The sequence below is a fragment of the Pedobacter alluvionis genome, assembly GCF_003664035.1.
Lineage (GTDB): Bacteria > Bacteroidota > Bacteroidia > Sphingobacteriales > Sphingobacteriaceae > Pedobacter > Pedobacter alluvionis.
Map to the genome: position 1 here is coordinate 1,359,574 of NZ_RCCK01000010.1, position 26,912 is coordinate 1,386,485.

The window sequence follows — 26,912 nt, forward strand, 5'->3', positions numbered from 1 at the left end:
AAAATCATTAGTTGCAACTTTGTAGTCAGATTTAAAACCAAAATTTATGTTTTTTCAGCACGTATATGATAAAAGTTTAGCTCAGTCGAGTTATTTGATTGGCTGTCAGCTTAAAGGTGAAGCTATAGTAATTGATGCACAACGTGATATGGATATATATCTAAAGATTGCAGCGCAGAACAACCTTAAAATTACGCACATTGTAGAAACACATATTCACGCCGATTTTTTAGCTGGCTCCAGAGAATTGGCATTTGTAACTGGTGCTAAACTTTATTTATCAGATGAAGGTGGAGCAGATTGGCAATATCAATTTGACCACGTTGGCGCAAAGCATGGCGATGTAATCAAAGTTGGAAACCTTACTTTTGAAGTTTTGCACACCCCAGGCCACACACCAGAAAGCATCAGCTTTTTGTTAACCGACCATCCTGCAACGAGCGAACCTGTAATGATCTTTACCGGGGATTTTGTTTTTGTAGGCGATGTTGGCCGACCAGATTTGCTGGAAAAAGCAGCAGGAGTACTGGGCAGTCAGGAAAAAGGTGCCAAACAGATGTATCAATCTGTGCAGCGTTTTGCAGAACTTGCTCCGTTTATCCAGGTCTGGCCTGGCCATGGTGCTGGTTCGGCCTGTGGTAAAGCACTGGGGGCAGTGCCAAGTTCGACTGTAGGTTATGAGAAAATTAGAAATTGGGCTTTCCAATACGAAAATGACGAAAAAGGCTTTGTAGACTATTTGTTGACTGGACAACCAGAGCCACCAAAATACTTTGCCATGATGAAACACCTGAACAAGGTAGATCGGCCATTGCTTGTTGAAGTACCTCAACATGTGAAATTATCTGCGGAAGTATTTAAGAGGGCTTATAAAGACTGTATCAAAGTGATAGATACCCGGAATAAGGCAGATTTTGCTAAGGGCTTTATTGCAGGCAGCATCAATATTCAGCACAACAACAGTTTATCTACCTGGGCCGGTTGGGTCTTAAACTACCAGGAGCAATTTATCTTAATTGCCGATGCAGAACAGATGGAAGAAATTACCAGAAAACTAATGCGTATTGGCTTAGACAATATTTACGGTTTTGTGAGTAATGTTCATGATTTAGATATTGAGCTACAAACCGCTGATGTAATCGATCTGGATACATTTAAAACCTATGTAGGCAGTGAAGATGTTCAAATTGTAGATGTACGCGGTTTAACAGAATACAATGATGGACATATTGAAGGTGCAGAACATATTTTTGTAGGTACTTTACAAGATAACCTGGATAAAATTAGTAAGGATAAACAGGTGGTGATCCATTGTCAAAGTGGCGACCGTGCCGCCATTGCCTATTCTATTTTAAGGAAACATCATTTTAATCAGGTAAAAAACTATTCAGGCGGAATGAAAGAGTGGTTGGCAAATGGAGGTAAAACTGTATAGTTATCGGATTATTTCATCATTTTCGAAACAACAAATAGTATAAATTTAGTTAAGTATTAAATATTAATATGTTAGAATTTTTAAAACAACCCTGGCCCTGGTACATAGCCGGTCCGCTAATTGGGTTAACCGTACCAGCATTGTTGATACTCGGCAACAAGTCATTTGGCATCAGCTCTTCTTTAAGGCACATCTGTGCGGCCTGCCTGCCTGCAAACATCTCTTTTTTTAAATACGACTGGAAAAAAGAAGCATGGAATTTGTTTTTTGTGTTTGGAATTTTAATAGGTGGTGCCGTTGCAATCAGACTTCTATCTAATCCGAATCCTGTTGAAGTTAACCCAAAGTTAGCCGCAGAATTAGCAGGCTATGGCATTACCAATTACGATAACTTAATACCGCTAGACATTATGAATTGGCCAGCGTTAATTACATTGAAAGGTTTTCTGCTTATGGTAGTTGGTGGGTTTTTAGTGGGTTTTGGCACCCGGTATGCTGGTGGCTGTACGAGCGGGCATGCCATTATGGGTTTGTCTACTTTACAATGGCCGTCACTGGTAGCCACTATTTGCTTTATGGTTGGCGGCTTCATTATGGCCAATTTAATTTTACCTCACATTTTAGCCCTCTAAAAAATCACAATGGTACAACATAAAAACACAGATTTTGAAACCCGCTCTTTAGATGCGGTGTGCGTAAACGAAAGTCAATTAACACACAAATGGTACCACAATATCAAATACCTGGTTGTGGGTGTATTGTTCGGTATTGTCTTCGTTAAGTCGGAAGTGGTAAGCTGGTTCCGGATCCAGGAGATGTTTCGCTTGCAATCGTTTCACATGTATGGCATTATTGGAAGTGCAATAGTGGTAGGGATGATCTCTGTTTGGTTGATCAGGAAATTCAATATTAAAACCATTTATGGCGAAAGGATCGAATTTCATCCAAAGACTTTCAATAAAGGCCAGATATATGGCGGCTTGCTATTTGGCCTGGGTTGGGCAATTACAGGAGCCTGTCCGGGGCCACTTTTTGCACAAATTGGCACGGGTGCAACAGTTATTTTTGTTACACTGTTAAGTGCTATTGCAGGTACCTGGGTGTACGGATTACTCAGAGACAGGTTGCCACATTAATTTATCGGTATGCTAAGAAATAGGTTGTTACCGATGTAGATAATTGCTTAACCTTTCGATTCTTTATTGATCTAGATCTTTCTAAGTGCGAATCCCAAGCTGTTGCATAAGTTAAGTTACTAAAGAAATTTCACCAGGCTGATTCAGGGAAATGCGGGTCAGTTTATTGATGGGATTGCAGGTTAATGGCTTTGGCTAAACGACTGGGGTTATCAGTTTTTGTCTCAAAAATTACAACGCATGTATAAATGCGATTCTGCTGTTATTTTTGAACAGTTAGAGATGTAACCAGAAAGAAGCCTGTCCGAAAAATCGAACAGGCCATTTATGATGCAATAGCCCTTACTAAACTTTAATAAGAGACAAGTGTAGTAACGCTGGATGCAGCCAGGTTTATACCAAAACTACCGCCTGATACAGCGAAGTTGTTTGAGCTAAGATTGGCCGAGCTGGTTGTGAAATAGCGGTTAAATCCGCTCACTGTTATCCCTGAATAATTGAAATTTTGGTAGGTGGTTGATGGATTTTGGTTTACAATAACCAGTACTAGTTTTGTACCACTTTTATAAGCAGTAACATAAACACCTGTACTCGGATTTGATGTACAACTGATTTTTGTATATCCAGGACGAACATACCTGGCGTAGTGTGCCATAATGTAGCCAACTTTTTGAATATTGCCGCTTTCGCTGATTGGGCCATAACTTCTTCTGATGTACCACCATACATAGGCACTCCATCCGGAATTCATACAGTCGTGTATTTCTTTGGCAGCAGTCATGGCATTTGACCAGTCGTCTCCACTGATAGTTGAATTTGTATAGTGTTCTGTCATCCATACGGGTTTACCGATGTTGCCAAGGTTGTAAGGGGTTTTACCATATATATGTCCGCAAACGAAGCTGGTTTTAGATTTCGCCGTGGCATTGCTTAGGTAAGTGTTAATGTAGGTTTGATTCATCTGGAAGGGTTCAGGTGCCATAATCGGGGCACCACAATTGCTGCCCTGGGCAGCAACAAAGTCTGCTACTTCCGGAGCGGTGAGTTCCATAGATTCATAATTAACTTTATAATCTGGTTCATTTGTAGGACTAATCGCAGCAAGCCCGCCGACTGCGGTGTTAAATGCACTTAAATGTGCAGCATAATTTGCGTAAGATGCTGTTTTTATTTTGCCGCCTACAATACTTCCGTTGGTCTTCATTGATGCAGGTGCTGACCAGGCGGAGGCAATCGCTGAGCCGCCGAACGACTTGCAGGCATCTATGGTCGCTTTTTCAGCGGCAAATTCTGAACTGGAATTGGGAACCCGAACCCGGACGATGCTAAGTCCGATGCCACTTGTAGGTGAGAACGCGGTATTTCTTTGGGTGCTTGTCAGATCGCCGGTCCAGGCAACGATATTTGCTCCGCCAAAACCCTTGATGGTTTGTTGAACAGTTGAAGCATCAATTTGTGCTATGCCCTGAACGGCCAAAGCAGCTGTGGCTCTACCCATGGAGTCAGTTTTCATAGCGGCCAATGCTTGCTGAGTTAATTTTGGATCTGGGCTGTTGATCTCGTTTTTAGAACAGCCCGCAAACAATAGCGCTGATGCGAGCGCGCATAATAGTGTTTTTTTCATAATTAAATTCGGTTAGATGTTTAATTGTCAATTTTAACCAACCTGACGATTTTTAAATGCGTCAAATAGTTTTTTTTAAGGAAGAGATGTTGAAGAAAAGAATTATAATAGGTTTTATATTATGATTATTATTAATCTCCAGCATTTCATAACAACAAATCTATTCTTATTCTATTGCCAGACACATCATTGCTGATTTTGTACAAAACTGAACCCTTAAATAGGCGTTGGTAGCTGGTTTTCGACTCACCAAATACGATAGCTACACATCACCAATTCAAATAACAGGTAGATCAGGATGAAACTAAAAATGATTTACTTATTCCTTTTAACGCTCCTATACATTTCTGCAATCGCTCAAAAGAGGTTTAATGTGCAAAACCATCCTGGCATGTAGCTCTATAATCGCCGGATTGGCAAAAAAATGGAGATCAGAAGTCTGATAAAAGCTGCAGTCAGTTGGGTTTTAACAAACATGCTGCAGCTAATATTATGCTCGTGGTTAAATTTATCGGGGTTACTTTTTAGACTCAAAACCATACAAACCATTTTGGTAGAGGTATGATGCCATCTGGTAATTGGATATAGCCTCATTAATCAATTTCTGATCTGCTGGTATGGCTACAGCATTTCCATTAATAAAATCGGGTTTGTAAGTAGCCGCTTTTTTATTCGGATCGAGAATAACCAGTCTATTGTTTTTAATGTAACCTAAACTTTGGTAAGTGCTTATAAATGCCCTTTCTTCGCTATCTTTCATTCTAAATACATCCTGGCCAAAAAACTTACTGTCGTAGCTGAAATTCAGGTAGCCCAAAATGGTTGGGCCGATATCAATCTGTGCGGTAAGTTTTCCGAATTTGCCTGGTGCAATGTGCCCAGGGCTGTAAAAAATCATGGGAATATGATATTTATCTACCGGTAGTTGTACTTTACCAGCACTAGAAGCACAGTGATCAGCTACAATAACAAACAAGGTGTTCGCAAACCAGGGTTTTTGTTTTGCTTCGCGAATAAACTTACCGATAGCGTAATCAGTATATTTAACTGCCCCCTCTCTGCCCGTGTGCGATGGAATATCAATCCTTCCTTCAGGATAAGTATAAGGGCGGTGGTTAGAAACCGTCATAATCTGTGCGAAAAAAGGTTTCTTATTTTGATAATCCTTATCCAGCTCGCGTAACGATAGCGTAAATAAATCTTCATCGGCAACTCCCCAAATATTCGAATAATGGATTTCTGAATCCTGAAGTGAACTTCTGTCCGTTACCTGATAACCATTATTAGAAAAAAACTCGTTCATATTATCGAAATACCCATAACCACCATAAATAAACCTGCTGTTGTAGCCTTTAGAACGAAATATGCTGCCTAAGGTGAACAGGTTTTTATTATCCGGGCGTTTAACAATCGACTGCCCTGGAGTAGGTGGGATGCAAAGAGAAAGTGCTTCCAGACCACGTACAGTACGTGTTCCCGAAGCATATAAATTATTGAATAACAAACCATCTTTTGCTAACGAATCTAGCTGTGGCGTAATGTGTTGCGTATTGCCAAATGCACTCAAAAACTCAGCACTTAAACTTTCTACACTGATTAGTACCACATTCATTTTGTTTTCAGTACCGGTGTTGCCGATTGTTCTGGATGTATTTTTAAATGCTCCGTTTTTGGAAGTAGAATCTTGTTGCAGTAAATGACTTAGAATAGCTGCTGCATTGTTAATCGGTAGTGTTTTATAGAAAGTATTATAATCCAGTTGATTGTTCCAGAAAGCAAATCCAAAATCGTACATACCATTACCCGAAAGCTCATTTACATATTGATTTTTGCTGTAATACTTCCATTTGTGGCTTACCCCAAAATAAGTAAGCACAGGAAGGCACAAAAGAATCAGGGCAATTATGCTACGTTTGCCGAAACTGGTTTTATGGGTTGTAGAGGAGGTGATGAATTTTCTTAAGCAATAAACAATTAGCAATGTAGCAATAAACAGGCCTGCCATAATGCTGTTAATGGGGTAAGATTGGCGGATATTTCCAATAACTTCTGTTGTATACACCAGGTAATCGACCGCTATAAAATTATAACGGACCGAAAATTCTTCCCAGAAAAACCATTCTGAAATGCCATTGAAAATAAGGGTGAAAACAACAAAGAAAAAATAAATGAACAATATTACCTTGTTGAATTTACTGGCATACCATTTAGAAGGAACGAGCCATAGGTAAATTACAATCGGAATTACTGCAAAAGATGCAGCAGCAAGATCATAAAATAGGCCAATAAATATGATTTTAAGAAGATTCAGTACCGACCAATCAACACCAGATGCACTGTAAATTAACAAGGCCAGCCTCGTAATCAATGAAATGCTGAGCAATAGTACTGTGGCTAATAAAACAGGTCCGAATCTATGGTGGAATAACTTATTTGTTTTTTCTTTAATGCTCATAGTGAATGGTGGATCCAAGTTTGAATTTTTCTTGCCACACTTTGTTTAATAAATGGCGAAGGTAATTTTCAATTCTGAAGAAATCCTGAAGTTTGGTTAGGATTTAAAGGTATAATAAATATTGTACTTAATTACTACCGGATTTAGACTTTAGGAGGCTTGTAATAATATCTCGCCCTGTCCTCATTTTTGGATAGCCTGTGCCGATATTATTTGGAGGTTGTGGAAAGGTTTTTGGTTTCTTTTTTCTATAAATAATACTTTTATAATTATCTGAAAACGAGCATTCATACCTTCGTAGCTGTTGCAGTCCCGTTATGCACTTCAATCTTTTTATTGCAAATTTTACACGAATAGAAGGTGATTATGTTTATGCAATAAAAAGGATTTCCATTACTACTGGGTTTATTGTTGAATGGGGCTGTGGTATTTAGTACCACTTTATTTATAATAGTTGATGTTGATTTTATCAGAAAGTTGTGGTCGTATCATCCAACTCCCCTCCTTATTTTCAAGGAGGGGATGGGGGTGGTCTGCAATTAGTTCGTGCATTTTTTTGTCTGAAAATGAACATGCATACCTCCGTGGGTGCTGCAGCACCGTTATGCATTTCAATCTTTTTATTGCAAATTTTACACGAATAGAAGGTGATTATGTTCATGCAATAAAAAGGATTTCCATTACTACAGGTTTAAGAACAGAGTGCAGTTCCTGGATAAAAAGGAAGCTATTATGGCCTTCTATCATTCCCGTATATGCGGAAATCTTAATGTAAGCAACAAAATAAAAGCACAACAGGAAAATAAAGCGTGATGGTAAATGGAATTTTATTTACTAATATTTTTAGTAATTTTGTTGTAAAATTGAGTTATGAAACTAAAAGACTCAATACTGCATAACAAAACTAAAATTATTTATGAAAGAGTTAATTGAACTAATAAAACGCTATTTGTTGAAAGAGGCTGCAACTTTAAATCAAATTACTGATAAACCAAGAAAACCTAAGAAGAAGTAAAAATCTATATATTCTAGCAAAATGAAGCTTAAAGAACTTACAATAAAAAGTGAGTTAGAACAGAACTAGGAAAACTATAAATACGAAGAACAAGCTAAGCCATGTAACTTGCTTACCATCTATCAGGAAGCAAAAGCTGCCAAGCATTGGATATACGACCCGAAATTAAACGCGGGGAAACACCAGAAGAATTTTTAGAGCTTGAAGAGAGAATTACAGATGGCGAACCTAAGCAATTGGAGCGTCTGCAGATTAAAGATCCTATGGAAGGGATTAAAGCTGCCTATGAACAGTTTCAGTGGTTAAAGGATAGGATGGATGTGTTTGCTAAGAAAGTTATTGAATATTACAAACTTTGAAAAGGATAGATTCCAATGATCATATACATATGTGGGGTTTTTATTAAATTTGATTTTATCAAGCTGATGGATAAATGAAGTTAGGATAAAAATTTACTTAATGATATTGCAGCGTACTTTATAAAGTGTAATTTAAAGTTGGTTAACTATTATTTATAAAACTGAACAAATTTTAATCAAAGCTAAGTTTAATTTAAAATAAGAAAAATATGCAAGAAGTAAACTTAACTTCGGATGAGAGAGAATTCGATTATGCATTTAAGTTTAAAGGTGGAATTAGAAAGGATTTTGAAGTGCCGGTGGTCTTAAAAGGGGCTCAAAATGCGATTGATGTTTTAAGAAAATTGAAACCGATTCTTCCAGAAGCTAATATTAATATCGTGAATGATAGTACTTTTGGCGCATGTGCAACTAAGGTGGATATGAAATATTTTATCGGAATAAATTATGGAACATATATGCTTTTGTTTGCACTCTTTTGCAGGATGTTGGGAAATAAAGATATATTATCTAGTATTGGGAACTCTAGCAATGAAATTGATCAAGAAAAATTATTTAATATTCACATCCTTGATATTAATCTTTTGGCAGCGATTACGGAACCAGTTATTCCTGTAGACAGTACAAGAAAAGCACTTGCTTTTTGGTTAGCCAATAAAGCGTTGCACACCATAACGATACATGAGTATGCACATATTATAAATGGTCATTGTGATCTTATGTTGAATATTAATAGTAATGGTATAATAACTGAAAATTTACGGCATAATTCTATTGTTTCATCTGAAGATATGATGTTGAGCCAAACTCTTGAATTTGATGCAGATGCTTATTCCACATTAAAAGGTTTAACGTTATTAAATATGGAGTGGAATCAAAAGGCTTTTGTAGATGAGCTCAATAGCGTATTCAAATCCTTTACTGATATGCTTTCTATGTGGTCTTTTGCTAATTACTCGATTTGGAAGTTATTTGGAGTTGGTAATTACGATCTTGATAGGCTAAGCACCTATTCCCACCCGCCCCCAAGCATAAGGCAAAGATTAGCTTTAGATCTAATATCTACTATTCACCTAGATTCAAATAAATGTGATGAAGTAGTTAGTGCATGCCTAAATGCTGCTTTGGAAGCGGATCGATCATTTGAAAAATTATCACAAACAGTAGAAACTTTAGAAGGCTGGAAGATGAATCAAGATCCTAGGTGTGAAGAACATATGGAAAGTTTAAGGGGAAATTGGAAAAATGTAAGGCCATTATTAGTGACTTACTCCATTAATGGCCTGGCACCAATACAAGAATAATGTCAATATCAAGCCTTTGAAGGATATATTATTGATGTATTAATGTAAGTTGTTAATATTTTTCTTATCTTTATAGTGCAACCAACGTTGGAGAAATCCAGCAACTTTAATTATTTATTATAAGCCCAGGCATACTGGTGAAAGTCTAGCATCACTTCGGTTTTCCGACGTTGGTTGCAGTGACCTGGGCGCGTATTTAACTTTTTTCAAAATGCAACCAACGAAAAATCAAATTGCTTTAGCTGAGCTTAAGTTCAGTTATCAAGCGCTCAAACGGCCTTTAGAAGTAAGTAAGGCTAAGTTTTCTTTTAAATTTTTAAAACGTATAAGCGGTAAACCATTGTCCAATCATGAAAACGAACGGTACGTGTTATTTGTAAACGAAAAACAGCATGTTTTTTCTTGGTACAAATTTCAAGACTTTGGGATAGCGGGTAACTATATACAACAGGTAATAGGTTTAGCGCTAGCGTGTAATGCTTATGGTATAGTCATTTTGAAATACAATCACGAGAGACCTCTTTTTATAGATTCTGTTGATGAACTCTTTGTAAGCACTTGTTTTGATACCTGCGAAAAGGTAAAAATTGATATTATAGATTATATAATTTGTAACCCGAAAACATATTTGAGTTATAGAAAACAATGCCTTAAAGATTAAAATACAAGGGCTGTTTCAATTAAATCGAAACAGCCTTTGTATAAAAATAGATGCCAAATAAATGTGTTCTTTTCGTTTTACTATAAATGGACCAATGACTCAGTTTATAAGCTAATTTATAATCATAAATTATAAATTTCTGGAATTTATAGAGACCAAAAGAAACTTTTGCAGTGTTGTTCTAATAATAATTTTCCCAAAATTAATTCTTATTCTATTATCATTAAAGGAAGTTGGACTAAGATTATATCTTAACTATTCTTGTGCATTTGCAGACTCTAATCTAGATATCAATTTCTTCTGTAATTTAACTGTTTAAAGTAAATAACTGAAAGCATTAACAAGAGGTTAAGGCAGGGGTTAGTTTTTCCAAAATAAAACTGCTTATATAAAAATTACTCAATCGTTTGCGCAGATATTTATGTTGCAATGCTCATTTGCTTGTTCTACTTTTAAAATACAAATCCAGTAAACCCAAAAAACAGCACAAATGCTTACTCATTTGCTTCAAAAAACACTTGTTTTAAAGCTATTAACGGGCTTATGTTTAAATAGCTGGTCCCAGAAAGAAATAGCTGTCAAATCTTTTGAGCTTAGTGAAATGCAATATCTGATACGGTGGAGAGAAATGTATGTTGTGCAAATACAAAAAAACGGGTGGAAACAACGTTTGCAAACGGCCAAAGCAACGGGGTTAAATACGGTTTGTGCTTACTTATTTGGAATATGCATGAAAAACAGCCCGATCAGTTTACCTGGGTCAAAAACCTTTTAAAAATATTTAGCCCATTAATGCGCTGTAAGTAAACGGGTTTTGGTGTGTAAAAGTGCGAAAGAATAGCAAGTAAAACGTTTGTTCAGTATTAACCAGATCAATTAAAAACTAAACAATAATATTAAAAAACACAAATGGAACGTAGAGAATTTATCAAAAATGGTGCATTTACGGCTGCGGGTTTAACCATCCTGCCAACCGGGAGTTTATTTGCATCATCAGACAGTGGAAAAGTAAGATTAGGTTATATCGGTGTGGGAGCACGTGGCATGAGCCATATTTCTGAAGGTGCCTTAAGAGATGATGTAGAAATTGTTGCCATTTGCGATACGCAGGAAAGCTCACTTAAAATCTGTCGTAATTTTATTGCCAAAAAGGGCAGGCCTGCAGCAACAGAATACACTGGTGGCTTAGATGCTTATAAAAAACTTTTAGACCATAAAGATATTGATGCCGTAATTATAGCAACACCCTGGCAGTTTCACCGCGACCAGGCGATTGATGCCATGAAAGCAGGTAAATATGTGGGCTGCGAAGTAATTGCTGGTTTAACAGTTCAGGATCACTGGGATATTGTAAACACTTCTGAAAAAACAGGCATGCCGTATATGACTTTAGAGAATGTTTGCTACCGTAGAGATGTAATGGCGGCTTTAAATATGGTTAGGCAAGGCCTTTTCGGCGAGTTGGTGCATCTTGAAGGTGGCTACCAGCATAACTTAAGAAACGTACTGTTTAATAACGGTAAAGATTATTATGGCGGTGGGGTAGAGTTTGGTCCAAAAGCCTTAAGTGAGGCACAATGGCGTACGCAGTTTAACATCGATCAGGATGGTGATTTATATCCAACCCATGGTGTTGGCCCCTTAATGCAATATGCTAATATTAACAGGGGAAATAGTTTTACCAGCCTCGTATCGTTCAGCTCTAAAGCCAGAGGATTGTCCGCCTATGTAGAAGAAATGTCTCCCGGCCACCCTAATGCCAAAATTAATTATAAAAATGGCGATGTAACGACTACTATGATCAACTGTGCAAATGGCGAAACCGTATTGTTAAGCCACGATACACACTTGCCACGTCCATATTCGATCGGTTTCAGGGTGCAGGGAACAAAAGGTCTTTGGATGGATGTAAATAAATCAGTATACATCGACCATAAATCAAAGAAAGATGATGTATGGGATCCTGCTCAGGAGTGGTTTGCCAAATATGATCACCCACTTTGGAAAAAATATGAAACAGAGGCTGTGGGAGCAGGTCACGGCGGTATGGACTGGTTTGTATTTAACGGATTTATCCAGGCGGTAAAGCAGAAAAAGCAAACGCCGATTGACGTCTATGATTCAGTTACGATGAGTGTAATTACGCCACTATCTACCAAATCTTTAAAAGAAGGAAATATGCCACAGAAATTCCCTGATTTTACCAAAGGAAAATGGAAAGATCGTAAAAATACTTTCGCTTTAGATGATAGCGGTTTTTAGTTCTGTTTGGGGTAATGCCCAATGTCAATAAGTTAAGTCATTCGGCACAAGCAAAAATAATTTAACCACAGATAGGAAGGATGCACACAGATAGGAAAATCCGTGTTTATTTGTGCTCATCTGTGGTTAAAAGATTTTAACTTAATGATATTAGGGTAACGCCATATCCCTTACCCGCATAATTTAATAAGCAACTTAATCCAGGGGTTATTGTTATTAATTCCTGGAACAATTTTCATTCAAATAGACTACCATATTATGTTTCAAACAGTATTAGGTGCTTATGGACTTAACGCAGAAAAATTTAAAATTGAACCTTTCGGCTCGGGATTAATTAACCATACCTGGAAAGTTTATAGTGAAAAATTAGCCTATATCTTGCAAGAGGTGAATACAGCTGTTTTTCGCCAGCCTCAAAATATTGCTCAAAATATTAAGACCATAAAAAAATATCTCGATCAAACAGCCCCTGAATATCTGTTTGTTGCCCCAATAACCGCGGCAAATGGAGATGATTTTGTAGTTATTGATAATCATTTTTACAGAATTTTTCCATTTGTCGAAAATTCTTGCACTGTCGATTTTGTACATCAGCCTGAGCAGGCTTATCATGCTGCCAGGCAGTTTGGTAAATTTACCCGGATGCTTAGTGCCTTTAACGTACAAAAATTAAAGCCTACCATCGAAGATTTTCATAACCTGCCTTTACGCGTAGAACAATTTAAAAAAGCATTAGCACAAACTAGCGATGAAAGGATTAGTGAGGCAAAGTTTGCCATCGAAGAAATTATCAGACATTACAATATAGAAGAACAGTTTGTCAAAATGGTAGATAGCGGTGCACTTAATTTACGTGTGATACACCACGATACCAAAATTAGCAACGTATTGCTACAGGCCGAAACTGGCATAGGTTTATGCGTAATTGATTTGGATACCGTAATGCCGGGATACTTTATTAGCGATGTGGGTGATATGATGCGTACCTATCTCTCTGAGGCCAATGAAGAAGAACAGGATTTTAGCAAAATAGCCATCAGGACAGATGTTTTTGCCGCAATACATAAAGGTTACATGGAAGAAATGGACCAGGTTTTGGCCTTTACCGAAAAACATTTCTTTATTTATTCAGGTAAATTTATGATTTATATGCAGGCGGTAAGGTTTATAGCGGATTTTTTAAATGGCGACATTTACTATAAAACGAATTATCCTAAACACAACCTGTTGAGGGGCTTAAATCAGATCGATTTACTGAATAAATACATTGCCAAAGAATCTGAATTTGAAGGAATTATTAAAAAGATTAATGAAAGTAGTGTGAATGATGCTAAAACTACATTAAACTAATGTGGTAAGGTGTTCAGTTTTTTATGCTTCAGCGTTTAGGCTGGATATTCTTTAACTTTATAGTTTCATCCTCAATACTGTACGTAGCGAAATACCCTATGCTAGTTTGATTTAGCCTGGCTGAATAATCTGACTGCAATTCATCCAAATTAGGCGTTTTTTTGATTTATTATTTTTAACGAGTCTAAATAATGTTAGCTTTGCCGAAATTTAGAAATTGCATGAAACACCAATACATAAAATTTTTCGCCACTGCTTTTATTATGTTGTCAACAATTACCCTCTTCGCACAAACAGGGAAGGGAACAATTACCGGAAAAGTTGTCGATTCGTTAGGAAACAGTATAGCTTTTGTCAACATACAGGTTAAAAAACAAAATCTTAAAACCACTTCAGGTAAAACCGGAGCATTTAAGTTAATGGATGTACCAGCAGGAAACCAACAAATCAGGATTTCGATTACCGGCTACGATCAACTCGAACAAGTGGTGTCAGTTACAGCAAACGATACCACCCAGGTAACTTTTGTTTTAAAAGAGCAGCGCTCAGAACTCAATGATGTGATTGTTTCGGCGAGCAGAAGACCTGAATCTTTATCGCAAACACCATCTTCGGTAACGGTGCTTACCGCAAAGGAATTGAATACACAATCTGCAATCAGTCCAAATTTGGCCAATATCCTTTCGTATAGTGTACCTGGATTGGGTTTCTCTACCAATCAAACGGGTAATTCTGGCCAGACTTTGCGTGGTAGAAATGTTTTGGTATTAATTGATGGTATTCCGCAATCTACGCCGTTAAGAGCTGGAGGAAGGGATATCCGCAGTATAGATCCTTCAGTGATTGAACGTGTAGAAGTAATTAAAGGTGCCACCGCGATTTATGGTAATGGTGCAGAAGGAGGTTTGATTAATTATATTACTAAAAAGGCCGACCAGGGAAAATCATTCGGAGGTTATTCTCAAGCCGGGATTACAGGAAACTTAAAAGGCGATAGCACCATTGGCTATCGTTTTTCGCAACAGCTTTATGGTAAAACGGGTAAATTTGATTACCTGGTAAGTGGGATGTTCGAGAAAACCGGCGTTTACCGCGATGCTGAAGGTTTGGTTATCTCGCCGGAATATGGTTTGGGCGAAACCAGATCTTACAACGGATTTGTAAAATTGGGTTATAACTTTACGCCAAAACAACGTTTGCAGGTGATGTATAATTATTTCAGCTCCAGACAACACTCGAAATATATAACTAAAGATGGTGTTTACGGTCAATCGCCGGCTATTGGCATTTATGGAACAAGGCTGGGCGAAGATGAGGGAACCAGGTTTAACCACAATGCTAATTTACAATATACCAATCAACAGATTTTTGGTAAAACTGATTTAACGGCCAATGTATATTACCAGGACTTTTATACCATTTATTCCAACTCCGCATCATTTTTCGGAAGCGGCCAATCGGCTATTACCTCTACTAAAAAAGGTGCAAGGATAAACCTGAACACACCTTTTAAAGTTACGGATCAGGTACCTATGCAATTGAACTATGGTTTGGATTTAATGAACGATAAAACTGCTCAAAGTTTAACTGATGGTCGTTTATGGGTGCCAAATATGAATATGGTGAACTTTGCACCTTATTTACAGGCTTCTGCAACTTTAATCAATGATTTAACCATAAAAGGAGGCTTAAGGGTCGAAAATATTAACATTGATGTAGACGATTTTAATACCCTGGCTACCGGTGCAAACGGTGCAGGAAGTATAGCGGTACAGGGTGGCAAATTAAACTACAATGCTTTGGTGTTTAATGCCGGAGCACGTTACTCAAAATTTAAGTTTTTTAATCCTTTTATCAGTTATGCGCAGTCTTTCTCGGTATTTGAGTTGGGTAGGGTGTTAAGGGCGGCAAAAAGCAATACTTTATCGCAGTTAGAAACTAAACCAATTATCGTAAATAATTACGAAGCGGGTTTTAGCAGTAGCGTAGGTAAACTGAATTTTAGTGCCGCTTACTATTACAGCACTTCTAAACTGGGTGCCAATCTTTTAGAGGTAAATGGCACCTATATTTCTCAACGTATTCCTGAGCGTGTATATGGATTTGAAATCCAGGCTGATTATCAGTTACTACAGGAGCTAAGTATCGGTGGTAATTATGCACAAGTAGAAGGTAAAGGCGATGTAGACAATGACGGTAATTTTAACGGAGAGAAAGATGTGTATTTAAACACAACGCGTATCCCACCTTCAAAAACTACTGTTTATCTTAAGTATTCGGGAATTAAAAACTTAAGTTTGGATGTAAACTGGATGCGTGTCGGAAATCGCGACCGTTTTAAAACCAATGCTGCTGGTAAATATTTAATCGGCGAAGGTCCGGTTAAAGCCTTCAATTTATTTAATGTTGCTGCAGTATATCAGGTTACACAACCATTAAAACTATCGTTAGGAATAGAAAATTTATTGAATAAAGTTTATTACCCTGCTATTTCTCAGTTTTATGGCAGCAATGTAAATTATGTGAGAGGGAATGGACGCAGATTTAACCTCTCACTAGGCTACGCTTTTTAGGCAATGAAGAATAGGAAATTTAAAAATACCATCAGGACCGTTCATCTCTGGCTCGGCCTGGCAACTGGCCTGGTGGTATTTATGATTAGTGTAACTGGTGCGCTTTATATCTTTGAAGAAGAAATCAGGGATTTTACACAAAAAGATTTCCGCTATGTAGAGCATCAGGAGAAGCCTTTTGTAGGTTTAGATAAAGTTATTTCAGGATTCGAAAAACTTTCGCCGAAAGATGAATTAAGGCTGATCAGAATTGAAGATGCCTTACCAAATGCAACGGTAGAACTTACCAGTAAAAAGGGTAAGGTTTACTATTTTAACCCTTACGATGCCACTTTAGTTAAAAAAGGTGGCGAAGATTGGCTTCAGGTAGTAGAACATCTCCATATCTCGCTATTGCTGGGTAAAACCGGGAAATTCATCATACAATGGTCGGTGGTTATTTTTGTACTGATGCTGATAACGGGACTTATACTCTGGTTTCCTGGCCAAATGCGCTTGTTAAAACAATCCTTAACCATTAAACGAAAAGCATCATTTAAACGACTGAATTATGATTTGCATAATGTATTGGGTTTTTATGCTTCAGTTGTGTTACTGATTACCGCTTTGAGTGGTTTGTACTTTGCATTTAAAGAGGTGAAAAATGCAGCAAGCTTTTTTACGGGGAGTAAATTAGGACAGGGCAAAGCTATCGTTTCGGCCAAACCTACGCGTATCGATTCGGTACCTGTACGCTACAATAAAATTTATACCGAAGCCAAAATTAAATATCCTGGTGCTATTTCCACTAGTTTTTCGTTGCGTGGTAAAGGCGAACTGCGATTACGAATGATTTATCCTTACCGTTGGGCGCGCAAACAGAATACCTTTTTTTATGAGGAAGCTACTGGTAGCATGATCAGGGCCAAACTATATAAAGATTTTAACGGTGCCGATTTAATAGAAGCCACCAATTATGATCTGCACACGGGCAGGCTTTTGGGCCTTCCGAATAAAATTCTTTCTCTTCTGGCAGCTTTGGTAGCAGCAAGTTTACCCATTACAGGTTTTATCATCTGGTGGAAGAAAAGGAAAAAACACAAAAAGAAATCATGAAATTTTAAATGCTGATTCCGCATAGGCTTTAAGCTGATTTAGAACCGATTGGCAAAACTCATGTTGCATAGTCAAATCAAGGTTTGCAACGGGTTCAAAAATTTAAGTAAGCGTAACGGGGTTATCTCCTGTATAGATGATTAGGTTTTATAGCTTGTTGTCTAAAGTGTACGCAATTTACTTATGCTCAGTGTTTTGTTATAAGTTTCGATAAAATAAAAACTTTCATTTCCGTCTTTTTTGAGTATAATATACAAAAATCAAATTTAACTTTGGGTATTGTTTTTATTGGCATGAATTTTTGATTTCTATACTAAAACTTCGAATACCAGACATCTAACTTTCGGCCTTGTTCCATTTATCATTAAGGAATTAAGAACATTAAGGTTTATTGATTAATCCTGGAACGATCGCTATTGGTTATTGCAAACTGATCATTGGTTATTATTTTCCATGATCCCTTTTCCATCTTACATTTCTCATTCCTCGATCAAACAATTTTTCGGCAATGTCGTATACTAAGTCCTTAACTTCAAGCTTTACGTTTCTTATTGTAATAAGGTCATAAAATAATTCGTTGAAAAATAATATTATCTTTTGCCAAAAAAAAACTGTAATTTTCTTTTGGTATTTATCACCGTTTAAATCCTCTTTTAAATAGGTTAATTGCCTTGAAAAAATAACAAAAAAAAACGCTGTCATGACCTCTAAATCAGGCTTTACCAAACTTAGTATCTCCGAATTTGAACAATGGATCGCCAACTTAAAAGTGGCCAAAACGATTTTATATATTCAACAACACCATACCTGGAACCCGAGTTACATCTCTTTTAAAAATGATAATCATTTTGAGTTGCAGTTGGCCATGAAAAATTATCATGTTAACAATAATGGTTGGATGGATATTGGACAGCATTTTACAACCTTTCCTGATGGCAGTATTTTAACCGGGAGGAGTTTGGAACAAACGCCCGCATGTATTTTTGGTTTTAATGCTAATGCCATCTGTATAGAAAACCTTGGTAATTTTGATTTAGGTAAAGATACCATGACAGCTGCCCACAAAGAAACCATTGTAAGAATTACAGCAGCTTTATGTAAAAAATTTAACATCCCGGTTAATAGCAATAAAATTGTTTACCATCATTGGTTTAACCTCTCTACGGGTGAACGCAATAACGGCACTAAAAACAATAAAACCTGCCCGGGTACAAATTTCTTTGGAGGCAACAAAGTAGCCGATTGTGAAAAAAACTTTTTGCCGCTTGTTACCAATATATTAGGCACTGTTGCTCCCTCAACAAATGTTTCCGTATTAAAATATGTTTATGTTACTGCCGATACCTTAAATATAAGAGAGGAGGCGAATATCCAAAGCAATAAAGTAAAAGGTATGGATGCAGCTACTTTGGGGGCTATCCTCAGGGTTTACGAAATTAAAAACGGCTGGTATAAAATATCTTCTTCTACCAATAACTGGGTAAATGCCTCTTATACAAAAGATGTAAAACGCTATACCATAAATACCAATGCGCTAAACGTGCGCAGTGGCCCAGGTACCAACTATCCCAAAGTTGGTTCATTATCTAAAAACCAGGAAGTATTCGTAATCGAAGAAGAAAATAACTGGTTTAAAATTTCAGCAGATAATAAATGGGTCAAAAAAGAGTTTTTAACTATAATGAGGTAGATTAAGAATTTAAAAATAAGACTGATTATTAATATTACACATGGTATTATTTATTGCTCACTTTAACTGTTTTGTTTTAAGCAATATTTAATAGTTCAGTTTTAGTCTCGTTGTAAGTTGGTTTCTATTAACTTACAACTACCTTTTGGTTTTTAAAATTAGTCATCAACATATTAAACAGTGATGTTTATCCATGGCTTAAACGGCCCATGATGTTACTTGTGCGCTATTCTTATAACCGATTTTTACAAATGACACACATAATGAAAACCTATAATTGATCACACTCTATGCTCTCTACACAAGCACAAGCCAAAAAACTAATTATCTCAAACAGTGATTACATTCATGTTGTACAGTTTGATGAAATTGTTTTCTGCCAATCCGATGGATGTTATACCCATATTAACCTGCATAATGGACAAAAGCACACACTAGCCAAATCATTATCCAAAATCTGCGTGCAGCTTTCTTCCAACCAGTTTATCCGGATCAGCCAAACCTATCTCATTAATAAGGCTTTTGTAAATAAGATCGACCGGAAAAACAAGAATCTTTACCTTTTAGACCGCATTATTGTTCCTTTTACCATTTCCCTTAAAAATTTAATGGAACTCATCAGCGATTCCATCCATCCTAAAATTAATTTAACAGATGCGGATAATGGCTAGAAATATATCAATACTTAACGGTTAGCGTAGAATACTTAAACGTTGCTTTTTGCATTTCGGTTTGGGTACAATTCGATCTATTTTTAACTATTACTTTAAGCGAAAAAGCTTAAAAATGTAAAGTTAATCCAGAAACCGATGCCCGATCATTTTTGCCTGTATGGACCACCGTTTACCTTAAGTGGTGAAGTATATTTTAGCGACAATAATATTAGCTTTCAGGTTGATTTTAGTAACCCTGCTGATCAACAGAATATATTAGCATACGAATGGTATTTAAACGATACCCTCGTAATAGACGAGCGTAATGCCGGCTTTACAGGCAAAGTATATTGCGGCGGTCATAAAGTAGGGGTAAGGGTGTTAAGCAGCGAAGGCTGGTCGGGTATAAAAAGCCATTCTTTTTATACCTGCAAAGCACCTCTTGCAATCATTATTCAGGGACCTGATTTTATCAACGAAGGCGAATCAGGTACCTACCTCGTTTTACAGCAATTATCAGATAACACTGTAGAAGATCTAACTAGTAAATATACTTTTACAATTAACGGAGGAGCTAGTTTTAATGGCAATGTATTAACAACCATTAAAAATGAAGGCAGTTTCAGCGATGAAACCCTTACCATTACTGCTACTCCGGTTACAGGTAATCCGGTCACTAAAGAGGTAACCGTTAAAAATACTACTCAGTTTAATTCTGCTGTTCTGGTAGTAGATTTATTCAATGATACCAGTCTGAATGTAATTGGTTTGATCGATAATCCCGAAGTAACCGTTAACCACCAGCCTGTTTATACCGGAAATAACTTTTTACCTGTATCAGTAATTGCTGAAAACGCCTATATGCTGGCATCAGACCTGATACCGGGATCAGCCACCAACTGGCGCTTTGAGTTTAACTTAGCTAAACTGATAACACAATATCCGAATACAACCGATTTTGTATTTTACATTAAAGGCCGTGGTGCGGCAGATCAAAGCTTAAGCGGAGCTTTCAGCTTAAAAACCAAAGAAGCTAAAATGATTATGTCTGGTGGTACTGGTAGTTATGTTCCGGATGTAGTTGGCGGTAATACAAATCACTACACCAACTTTACTACCTATGTAGCAAAAGGTGCTAATGGAAGTTATTTAGAAGAAAATTTGCGGAACATTATCCGCTTCAACTATAATTTTCCAAGTGATACCTTAACTTTTACTGCTGAGCAGATCATTATACCTGATTTTGACTATATGGCTGTCCGCTATCATTGGCTGCAAGGTGCGGGGAAGGACCTGGATATATTCGTTGGTTTTGAACAGACCGGAACGCCTTTCGATGGCATGTATGTCGGCTTTGGCGGACAGAACCGTACGGTTCCCCACGATACGGTTCCACCAAGCGATGCTTATCTCTGGTGGGCATCTGATAACCGGGGGCTGTCGGGTATCGAGGCCGTACTCATTGGTATGAAGAAATTTGTGTCTGCACAACAAAATTCTACAAATATCATACAGGTTGGTCTGTATGCGATATGGTACGATCCAGTTGAGACAGGCGATTTTAGCATTGAACTGGTAACCTATAAAGGGGGTACAATGCAACTAGTAGACACCAACTTCGTTAATGATGGTGGAGTCCAGGTTTCTAACGATACGATTGCGTTAAACACAATGAAACATAGCAAGAGTGGTATGCTATCCAATTACTTTAAATTAGGAAGCCTGGTATATAATAAAACAACCAAAACCGCCACGCTTAATATAAATAATAGCAGTTTGTAGAGCAAAATACCACAAATTAAATTGTACAGCTTGCCAAGATATTTTTAAGCATGACTCCATTTATTCCGACATCACACTTTTTTACCGATCCTGCCACCATTACCCAATCGGCCGCGCAGGCCTTTGGTCCCGTCTCCGAAAACGAGTTTAACCTTACGGCCAAATTTACCAGTACCGGTGCACAGGCTTTTGCTATATGTAAAGGTGTGGTATTGGTACAGCCACAAGGTGGTGAGGTGGTAAACTTAATATTGCGGCCTTACGAGCAGCCCATTAACGGGCTTAATATCCGTTATTTTATTTACCGCGGATTAAAAAAGAGCGATTTCTTTAGCGGCGAAAATGTATTGGCCGATGGCAGCGAAGTATCAGGCTTTATTAAAGGTATCAATAAGAGTTTTGCAGGTTTTTACAAAAATGAAAATGTACCGCCCTTCCTGGCGAAATATATTGGTTTCGATCCTACACAGCAGGCGGCAAATTTACCACTCGACCAGTTTTTTTTTAAAGATTCTGAATATGTAGATAATGCCGGCCAGTTTGTAGAAAAAGCGGAGACTGCTTTCGAACTGCCCATGGTAGCCAAAGGTACCTCCTTGGGGCATTTTATTGCCGGCGAATGTGGCATTGATGTAGTGCTTAATTATGGCGACTACCAATTACCTGCCCCCAATGCCGAATTTAATTTCGACCTTAATTATGCCAGGGCAGCAGGAGCAAGCATCAGCCTGGTAACCATTACCGACGAATTTCAAAAGAAATTGGTGAAAGAGCAAATTACACAGTTTTTAGATGTTGCGGCTTTTTATGGTTTTCATTGTGGCAACGGCTCGGTTAACATTAACGGTACTGCTACCAAGGGCGAAGCCATATACACTGCTGCAGTAAGTAAGTTTAGTACCAAAAACAAACTTTACCTCTATATCCAAAGCGACCGCTGCCGTTCGTACAATTTTTATGGCAACTATTTAATTAACAGTACCGATAGCAAAAGCTTAAAACTGGGTACGGTAGAAACTACTTTAAACGAACAAGCTTACCAAACCAATGGCTGGCCTTTACTCATAGATGAGGCTGCACACACGCCTGCTACCGCAAACAACTCCTTGTTTTTGCAATTGGTTACCGATAATGGAGCCAATAGCATGTTGTATGGGCAGGTAGCCAACATGGTTAACGCCACCAAAGAAAACTTTTTTAATGCAGAAGGCTTAAAAGCCCCTAACGCTACTGATGGTACGCCCAGTTTATTTACCAAAACCATTGTACTGGCCAACCTTGCGGTGGGCGGAGATAATGGCAGCCTAAATATAGCCAGTTTTAATATCCTCATTTATCAAGGATCTGCTTATCCTTATATTTTAGGGCAGGAAACCGATGACCAGAATGTAACCACCAACATATTAGGCTTGCCCAATTTCTTTGATGATGTATTCGATCAGCTTAATGCCACACCATTATTAAAAGCCGCACAGGATAATGATTATGCGGTGCTTTCTTCGCAAAAAGTAAAACTCATTAGCCATTATCACAATAATACCCAGCTGGGTATTTCTGCCTTGCAAACCTTAAACATTAACGATGTAATTGAAACCGATGATCCGCTTACTCCGTTGTTAAAACGCGTAACCTATATTACCGAAGCCGTTGATGTACTCAACTCGGCACTTTCGGTAACCGGAACACTTACACCCGATACCAAATCCAACCCTTCGGTTTCGGGTGCGGTGGGCAGCAATAAAACTTACCAATTGCCTGATGCCTTTTATTATAGTTTGCAGCCATTTACCGATAGTGCTGAAATTATTAATGGGTTACAATTATTGGCTAAAGATGGCAGTACACCTAATAAAATTATCCTGGGGCTTACCCAGGTAGAAAACGATTTGCTTAAAGCGCTAATCACCACAAACAGCTTAATTAATGCCAGGCTTTTCCTGATTGATCTTTTCGAAGATGGAAACGAATTAATCTCTGCCGAAAATATTACCTATCAAAAATATAAAGCGGGTATAGTGGGAGACACAGTTGCTGGCGAACTGAAATTGTACCTGCCAGCAACTGATGTGATGGTGTATTCGATTGACCGGAAATATCATTATTCGAAAAGATACAGTAATTATATGCCAGATCTATTATTAGATTCTCAGTTTTCATTCATAAATGAGTTGATATGACAAAAGTTACAATATTAAGAACTGATGGGACGGCAGTACGTTTAGATGATAAATTCACTGAATTGAAATTTGACACAGAAGGATTTCTAATTGGCTTTACTTATGACCAGTCTACTTATAAATATCTTCAGAATATTGATTTTAATATTAAAGATAGAGGTAAGTCGAATAGACAGGGATATTACGCAGAAGTCAAATTTCAACTCTATATGGCGTCAATGTATAATGCGGGGTATCAGTCACCACCGATCAATTTCAAGCCTGGATTTCTCAAGGCTTTCGATTTTTCTGAATTTGAAGTGAAATCAAAAGATGAAATTACAGTTGAAATAACTGATTTTGGAGCACCTTTTAATTACTATTACAAGGAGAAAAAATATACTTTTTTTTTGGAGAATTCAGAGGGTGCGAATTTCTTGAAAAAATACAAGCGCGCAATTTTTGATGAAAATGCGAATTTAATAGGATTTAAAATTGATATTCCATCAAATGTTCCACCTCAGATTGTTGATCAGAATTTGATGAACAAGCCAAGTGGTTATTTTTTTGAATGGAATTATGGCGATAATGTAGATAACTGGCAGATCAGCAATACGGATAAGTCCACATACAAAAAAATCGTTACACTGGCTGCACATAAGACCTACTTTATAATTGAGGATATATTACGCAAAATTATTACAAGCAATTCATTAGGGAGGATATATGGGAATTCAAATTCTGGTACAGCAACTGATCCAGATCCGAACGAACTTGATTCCTTGGAAATCTTGGTGTTTAATCTATTGTGGAGCTGGGGCGAATTTTATGACCCATTAGCAGATTCAGAGTATATTTACAAACATGGTAGTGTAGTTTCTATTCAATCAGCAAGCTATTTAAAACCAATTTATCACGAATTTAATAACTATTTTCAGAGCCTCAGCCAATTCTACCTTACCTCATTTAATGAGCTTGAAGTTTTAAAAACATTGGATGATAGAGAGAAACTAGAAAAATTACTCTATATTTTGCCAGTAAGCGCTCTGAAACTTGTTCCTTATCCGTTGAGAATTCTTTCTTTACAGACATATATTGTAAATGGCCGTGTTTCTGAAGAGGATGAGCAGCATATGGTAAGGCTGATATTATCAATTGAGAATTTCAGGGCTGATAATTTTCTGGATTTTTTGTTAAAACGCACCAACGGGACAAACATTAATTTTGAAGTAATTTACAAATTATTAGATGATGCCCGCATCGAAAGATACCCTGTTATCGAGTGGTTTGTTGATGAACAGACCAACCGTAAGTACTATGCATATGCGGTTTACAAGTTATGGAAGGTTTCCAAATATAACTGGAATTATTTTCCGACAGGAACAGCGCATGATGCTGAAGAAATAAACGATCAATCCTATTTTAGGATAAATGATCAACTATACAATGAAAACAATATTTTAGAATTTTATGTTCCAAAAGGAGTTATACAAGAGGGAAAATTTTTAGAATTGAAAGATGCTAGAAAATATTTTACTGAAATGCAGGATATAGCTATCCATATAACCAGTAGAATCACAGGTTTAAAGCTTAGTTTAAACGGAAACAAATTAAATGATCAGAACTTTTCCGAGAGTAATGACCTTGGTTATTTTCATATCTATCATCCCATGACACTGACTGGATATCAAACTAACTTTGAACTAGAATTTCCGCAAGAAAGTATGGTGCCTGCATTTCTTTATCATTATGCTGAAGAGTATGATGAATTGGTAGATTTTGATGCTGGAATTGCACTGGCCATCAACGTCGGGCTTGAAATTGCACTTTTTTTTGCAACGGGAGGTGGTTCGATCCTTAACGATTTGAAATACTTAAAATATATTACAAAACTAGGCCAGGCCATTAGAGGAGGTATACTTCCTCCAACTGAATTGGTAACCATATGGCGAGCTGCGGAAGGGGTTTCTCAGGTCGTCGCAGTATCTGCTAGCACAATTAGTAGCTACCAAGGTTATTTAGCTACAAAGGCCAATGATGAAGCTACCAGAGCACATCATTTAGCGATACAGCGTTGGATGATAGGCCTGATGTTTACTTCGATAGGTGCTACCATCTATGCCCGCATCAGAGCTGTGAGAGAGGCTGACAAGATATTAAAGATTATTGAAAATTTCCCCGCAGGGGCACACGGGGTACCGCAAAACATAATCGATTTGCTTACAACTTTGCGAGGTAAGCAGGTTGTGCTGGCTGCTAATTTGGAGGCTAGGCTTGATGCCATTAACGCAAATGGTATTATAGACGATGTTATTGCAAAATTTAACCAGTTGGATAATAATGAAAAATACTTATTTTTTGAAGATTTTGGTAAACTTACAGAGGAAGGGTGGGTAAAACTAAATCAAAGTGCTAATACTAAAATAGATAATTGGCTACTTTTGAAGAATAACAATATTATCGAGGCTAAAAATCTCGAAGTGATATCAAGCCCGAGTTTTGTTAATGGGTTCTTGAGCTATTATGGTGAGTTTGGAACAACCTTAGAGAGTATAAATGATGTAAAAAGACTGAAAATTATAAAAGAGATTGCTGGTGATGTTAATCTTTTCAATAAATTTAAAAATAATGCAGGCTCGTTTGAAGCTTTTATAAAGTATAGGATTGAAACTAATTTCATTGAAAAATTTCAATCGCTGATTAAGACGGAAAACCAGACAAAATTGTTCGATTTTTTAAAGCGATATGGTAATACCTCAGATGAGGGGTTTAGGTCAATACGTGATAATCCAGACGATTATATTGAGCGATTAATGAAATTTCAAGAAGCGACACATCATATCGATTATTTCAATGTGAGGAGAACAGAAATGTTACCTCCAAAATTCATAGACGGAAGCACAGGGAAGCCAATTAGAATTCATGAAGTAGATAACTATATTGAATTAGAATTAAAAGTAAGTAAAAAATTAAGAGCATCGTTAGAGCATGAGGCGGGTGATTTGATAGATGATACTACTGATTTAAGTTATGATACAATGGGAGTCGAAAGTAATATTGAGGAATTATTTATAAGTGGCAAACAAACCTATAGCAAATGGTTAGGAAGATTAGGAGATAAACAAAATATAAAACCTAAAGGTTTTTTAGGTTCAATTGATGCTCATTTTAATAAAATTAGCAATCCTAAGGTGGGAAGGCCTCCTTTAGATTATGTCGCCATTGATTATAAATATTTTGATAATCTCTCGGCAGCAATAGGAGAAAGTAATCCTAATTATTTTAAGGATTATATTGATAATATTTTAACTACACATTTTTCACAATATAGTGATCAGATTATTAAACTAAATTATTAAAAA

At 37.2% G+C, this 26,912-nt stretch carries 18 protein-coding genes; 15 read left to right on the plus strand and 3 right to left on the minus strand.

All coding sequences use genetic code 11. The features are described from left to right. The first annotated feature begins 46 nt into the window (after positions 1-46). The 3 genes from BCL90_RS06035 to BCL90_RS06045 all read left to right on the plus strand — a co-directional run bounded on the left by BCL90_RS06035 (position 47) and on the right by BCL90_RS06045 (position 2,571). Complete coding sequence (locus BCL90_RS06035; RefSeq protein ID WP_121283096.1) at positions 47-1,435, plus strand: MBL fold metallo-hydrolase; 1,389 nt, start codon at positions 47-49, stop codon at positions 1,433-1,435. Between the two features lie 68 nt (positions 1,436-1,503). Next, on the plus strand, positions 1,504-2,067 hold the full coding sequence (locus BCL90_RS06040) for a YeeE/YedE family protein (RefSeq protein ID WP_121283097.1): 564 nt from the start codon (positions 1,504-1,506) through the stop codon (positions 2,065-2,067). 9 nt (positions 2,068-2,076) lie between these two features. Then, positions 2,077-2,571 (plus strand): DUF6691 family protein, encoded by a 495-nt coding sequence (locus tag BCL90_RS06045; RefSeq protein ID WP_121283098.1) that lies wholly within the window; start codon positions 2,077-2,079, stop codon positions 2,569-2,571. Between the two features lie 352 nt (positions 2,572-2,923). Here BCL90_RS06045 and BCL90_RS06050 read toward each other — a convergent pair whose 3' ends face one another. Further along, on the minus strand, positions 2,924-4,195 hold the full coding sequence (locus BCL90_RS06050) for a glycoside hydrolase (protein ID WP_121283099.1): 1,272 nt from the start codon (positions 4,193-4,195) through the stop codon (positions 2,924-2,926). A gap of 517 nt (positions 4,196-4,712) precedes the next feature. Beyond that, on the minus strand, positions 4,713-6,650 hold the full coding sequence (locus BCL90_RS06055) for an LTA synthase family protein (RefSeq protein WP_121283460.1): 1,938 nt from the start codon (positions 6,648-6,650) through the stop codon (positions 4,713-4,715). Positions 6,651-7,811: 1,161 nt separating this feature from the next. Between BCL90_RS06055 and BCL90_RS06060 the strand changes: the two genes are divergently transcribed. The 7 genes from BCL90_RS06060 (at position 7,812) to BCL90_RS06095 (ending at position 17,269) form a co-directional block, all read left to right on the plus strand. Continuing rightward, on the plus strand, positions 7,812-8,024 hold the full coding sequence (locus BCL90_RS06060) for a hypothetical protein (RefSeq protein WP_121283100.1): 213 nt from the start codon (positions 7,812-7,814) through the stop codon (positions 8,022-8,024). Positions 8,025-8,233: 209 nt separating this feature from the next. After that, positions 8,234-9,328 carry a hypothetical protein gene (locus BCL90_RS06065; RefSeq protein WP_121283101.1) on the plus strand — a complete coding sequence of 365 codons (1,095 nt, stop codon included), beginning with the start codon at positions 8,234-8,236 and terminating at the stop codon, positions 9,326-9,328. A 211-nt stretch (positions 9,329-9,539) separates the two neighbouring features. After that, positions 9,540-9,989, plus strand: coding sequence for a JAB domain-containing protein (locus BCL90_RS06070; protein ID WP_121283102.1), 450 nt, complete (start codon positions 9,540-9,542; stop codon positions 9,987-9,989). A 909-nt stretch (positions 9,990-10,898) separates the two neighbouring features. Then, positions 10,899-12,251, plus strand: coding sequence for a Gfo/Idh/MocA family protein (locus BCL90_RS06080; RefSeq protein WP_121283104.1), 1,353 nt, complete (start codon positions 10,899-10,901; stop codon positions 12,249-12,251). A 258-nt stretch (positions 12,252-12,509) separates the two neighbouring features. Next, positions 12,510-13,601, plus strand: coding sequence for a phosphotransferase enzyme family protein (locus BCL90_RS06085; protein ID WP_121283105.1), 1,092 nt, complete (start codon positions 12,510-12,512; stop codon positions 13,599-13,601). Positions 13,602-13,822: 221 nt separating this feature from the next. Next, complete coding sequence (locus BCL90_RS06090; RefSeq protein ID WP_121283106.1) at positions 13,823-16,174, plus strand: TonB-dependent receptor; 2,352 nt, start codon at positions 13,823-13,825, stop codon at positions 16,172-16,174. A 3-nt stretch (positions 16,175-16,177) separates the two neighbouring features. Next, the gene (locus BCL90_RS06095) at positions 16,178-17,269 is read left to right on the plus strand and encodes a PepSY-associated TM helix domain-containing protein (RefSeq protein ID WP_121283107.1); all 1,092 of its coding nucleotides are present in this window, start codon (positions 16,178-16,180) and stop codon (positions 17,267-17,269) included. Positions 17,270-17,713: 444 nt separating this feature from the next. On the opposite strand, the gene BCL90_RS06100 is transcribed toward BCL90_RS06095, so the two are convergent. Continuing rightward, a complete protein-coding gene (locus tag BCL90_RS06100; RefSeq protein ID WP_121283108.1) occupies positions 17,714-17,971 on the minus strand; it encodes a hypothetical protein in 258 nt (85 codons plus the stop codon). Between BCL90_RS06100 and BCL90_RS06105 the strand changes: the two genes are divergently transcribed. From BCL90_RS06105 to BCL90_RS06125, 5 genes are all read left to right on the plus strand, one after another. Next, positions 17,970-18,959 (plus strand): SH3 domain-containing protein, encoded by a 990-nt coding sequence (locus BCL90_RS06105; RefSeq protein ID WP_121283109.1) that lies wholly within the window; start codon positions 17,970-17,972, stop codon positions 18,957-18,959. The two genes, BCL90_RS06100 and BCL90_RS06105, sit on opposite strands and share 2 nt — an antisense overlap. Positions 18,960-19,249: 290 nt before the next feature. Further along, positions 19,250-19,630: a LytTR family DNA-binding domain-containing protein gene (locus BCL90_RS06110; protein WP_121283110.1), complete on the plus strand. Its 381-nt coding sequence runs from the start codon at positions 19,250-19,252 to the stop codon at positions 19,628-19,630. Positions 19,631-19,768: 138 nt separating this feature from the next. Further along, positions 19,769-21,394, plus strand: coding sequence for a hypothetical protein (locus tag BCL90_RS06115; RefSeq protein ID WP_121283111.1), 1,626 nt, complete (start codon positions 19,769-19,771; stop codon positions 21,392-21,394). A 50-nt stretch (positions 21,395-21,444) separates the two neighbouring features. Further along, entirely contained in the window at positions 21,445-23,571 is a 2,127-nt protein-coding gene (locus BCL90_RS06120) for a hypothetical protein (RefSeq protein ID WP_121283112.1), read from the plus strand. After that, the gene (locus BCL90_RS06125) at positions 23,568-26,909 is read left to right on the plus strand and encodes a hypothetical protein (protein ID WP_121283113.1); all 3,342 of its coding nucleotides are present in this window, start codon (positions 23,568-23,570) and stop codon (positions 26,907-26,909) included. Before BCL90_RS06120 ends, BCL90_RS06125 begins: the two co-directional genes overlap by 4 nt. The last annotated feature ends 3 nt before the right edge of the window (positions 26,910-26,912 follow it).

Coding starts and splice junctions, on each gene's coding strand:
- BCL90_RS06110 (WP_121283110.1), top strand. CDS start 19,250: ATGCTCTCTACACAAGCACAAGCCAAAAAACTAATTATCTCAAACAGT.
- BCL90_RS06065 (WP_121283101.1), top strand. CDS start 8,234: ATGCAAGAAGTAAACTTAACTTCGGATGAGAGAGAATTCGATTATGCA.
- BCL90_RS06040 (WP_121283097.1), top strand. CDS start 1,504: ATGTTAGAATTTTTAAAACAACCCTGGCCCTGGTACATAGCCGGTCCG.
- BCL90_RS06105 (WP_121283109.1), top strand. CDS start 17,970: ATGACCTCTAAATCAGGCTTTACCAAACTTAGTATCTCCGAATTTGAA.
- BCL90_RS06050 (WP_121283099.1), bottom strand. CDS start 4,195: ATGAAAAAAACACTATTATGCGCGCTCGCATCAGCGCTATTGTTTGCG.
- BCL90_RS06070 (WP_121283102.1), top strand. CDS start 9,540: ATGCAACCAACGAAAAATCAAATTGCTTTAGCTGAGCTTAAGTTCAGT.
- BCL90_RS06100 (WP_121283108.1), bottom strand. CDS start 17,971: ATGACAGCGTTTTTTTTTGTTATTTTTTCAAGGCAATTAACCTATTTA.
- BCL90_RS06095 (WP_121283107.1), top strand. CDS start 16,178: ATGAAGAATAGGAAATTTAAAAATACCATCAGGACCGTTCATCTCTGG.
- BCL90_RS06090 (WP_121283106.1), top strand. CDS start 13,823: ATGAAACACCAATACATAAAATTTTTCGCCACTGCTTTTATTATGTTG.
- BCL90_RS06115 (WP_121283111.1), top strand. CDS start 19,769: ATGCCCGATCATTTTTGCCTGTATGGACCACCGTTTACCTTAAGTGGT.
- BCL90_RS06125 (WP_121283113.1), top strand. CDS start 23,568: ATGACAAAAGTTACAATATTAAGAACTGATGGGACGGCAGTACGTTTA.
- BCL90_RS06085 (WP_121283105.1), top strand. CDS start 12,510: ATGTTTCAAACAGTATTAGGTGCTTATGGACTTAACGCAGAAAAATTT.
- BCL90_RS06080 (WP_121283104.1), top strand. CDS start 10,899: ATGGAACGTAGAGAATTTATCAAAAATGGTGCATTTACGGCTGCGGGT.
- BCL90_RS06035 (WP_121283096.1), top strand. CDS start 47: ATGTTTTTTCAGCACGTATATGATAAAAGTTTAGCTCAGTCGAGTTAT.
- BCL90_RS06055 (WP_121283460.1), bottom strand. CDS start 6,650: ATGAGCATTAAAGAAAAAACAAATAAGTTATTCCACCATAGATTCGGA.
- BCL90_RS06120 (WP_121283112.1), top strand. CDS start 21,445: ATGACTCCATTTATTCCGACATCACACTTTTTTACCGATCCTGCCACC.
- BCL90_RS06045 (WP_121283098.1), top strand. CDS start 2,077: ATGGTACAACATAAAAACACAGATTTTGAAACCCGCTCTTTAGATGCG.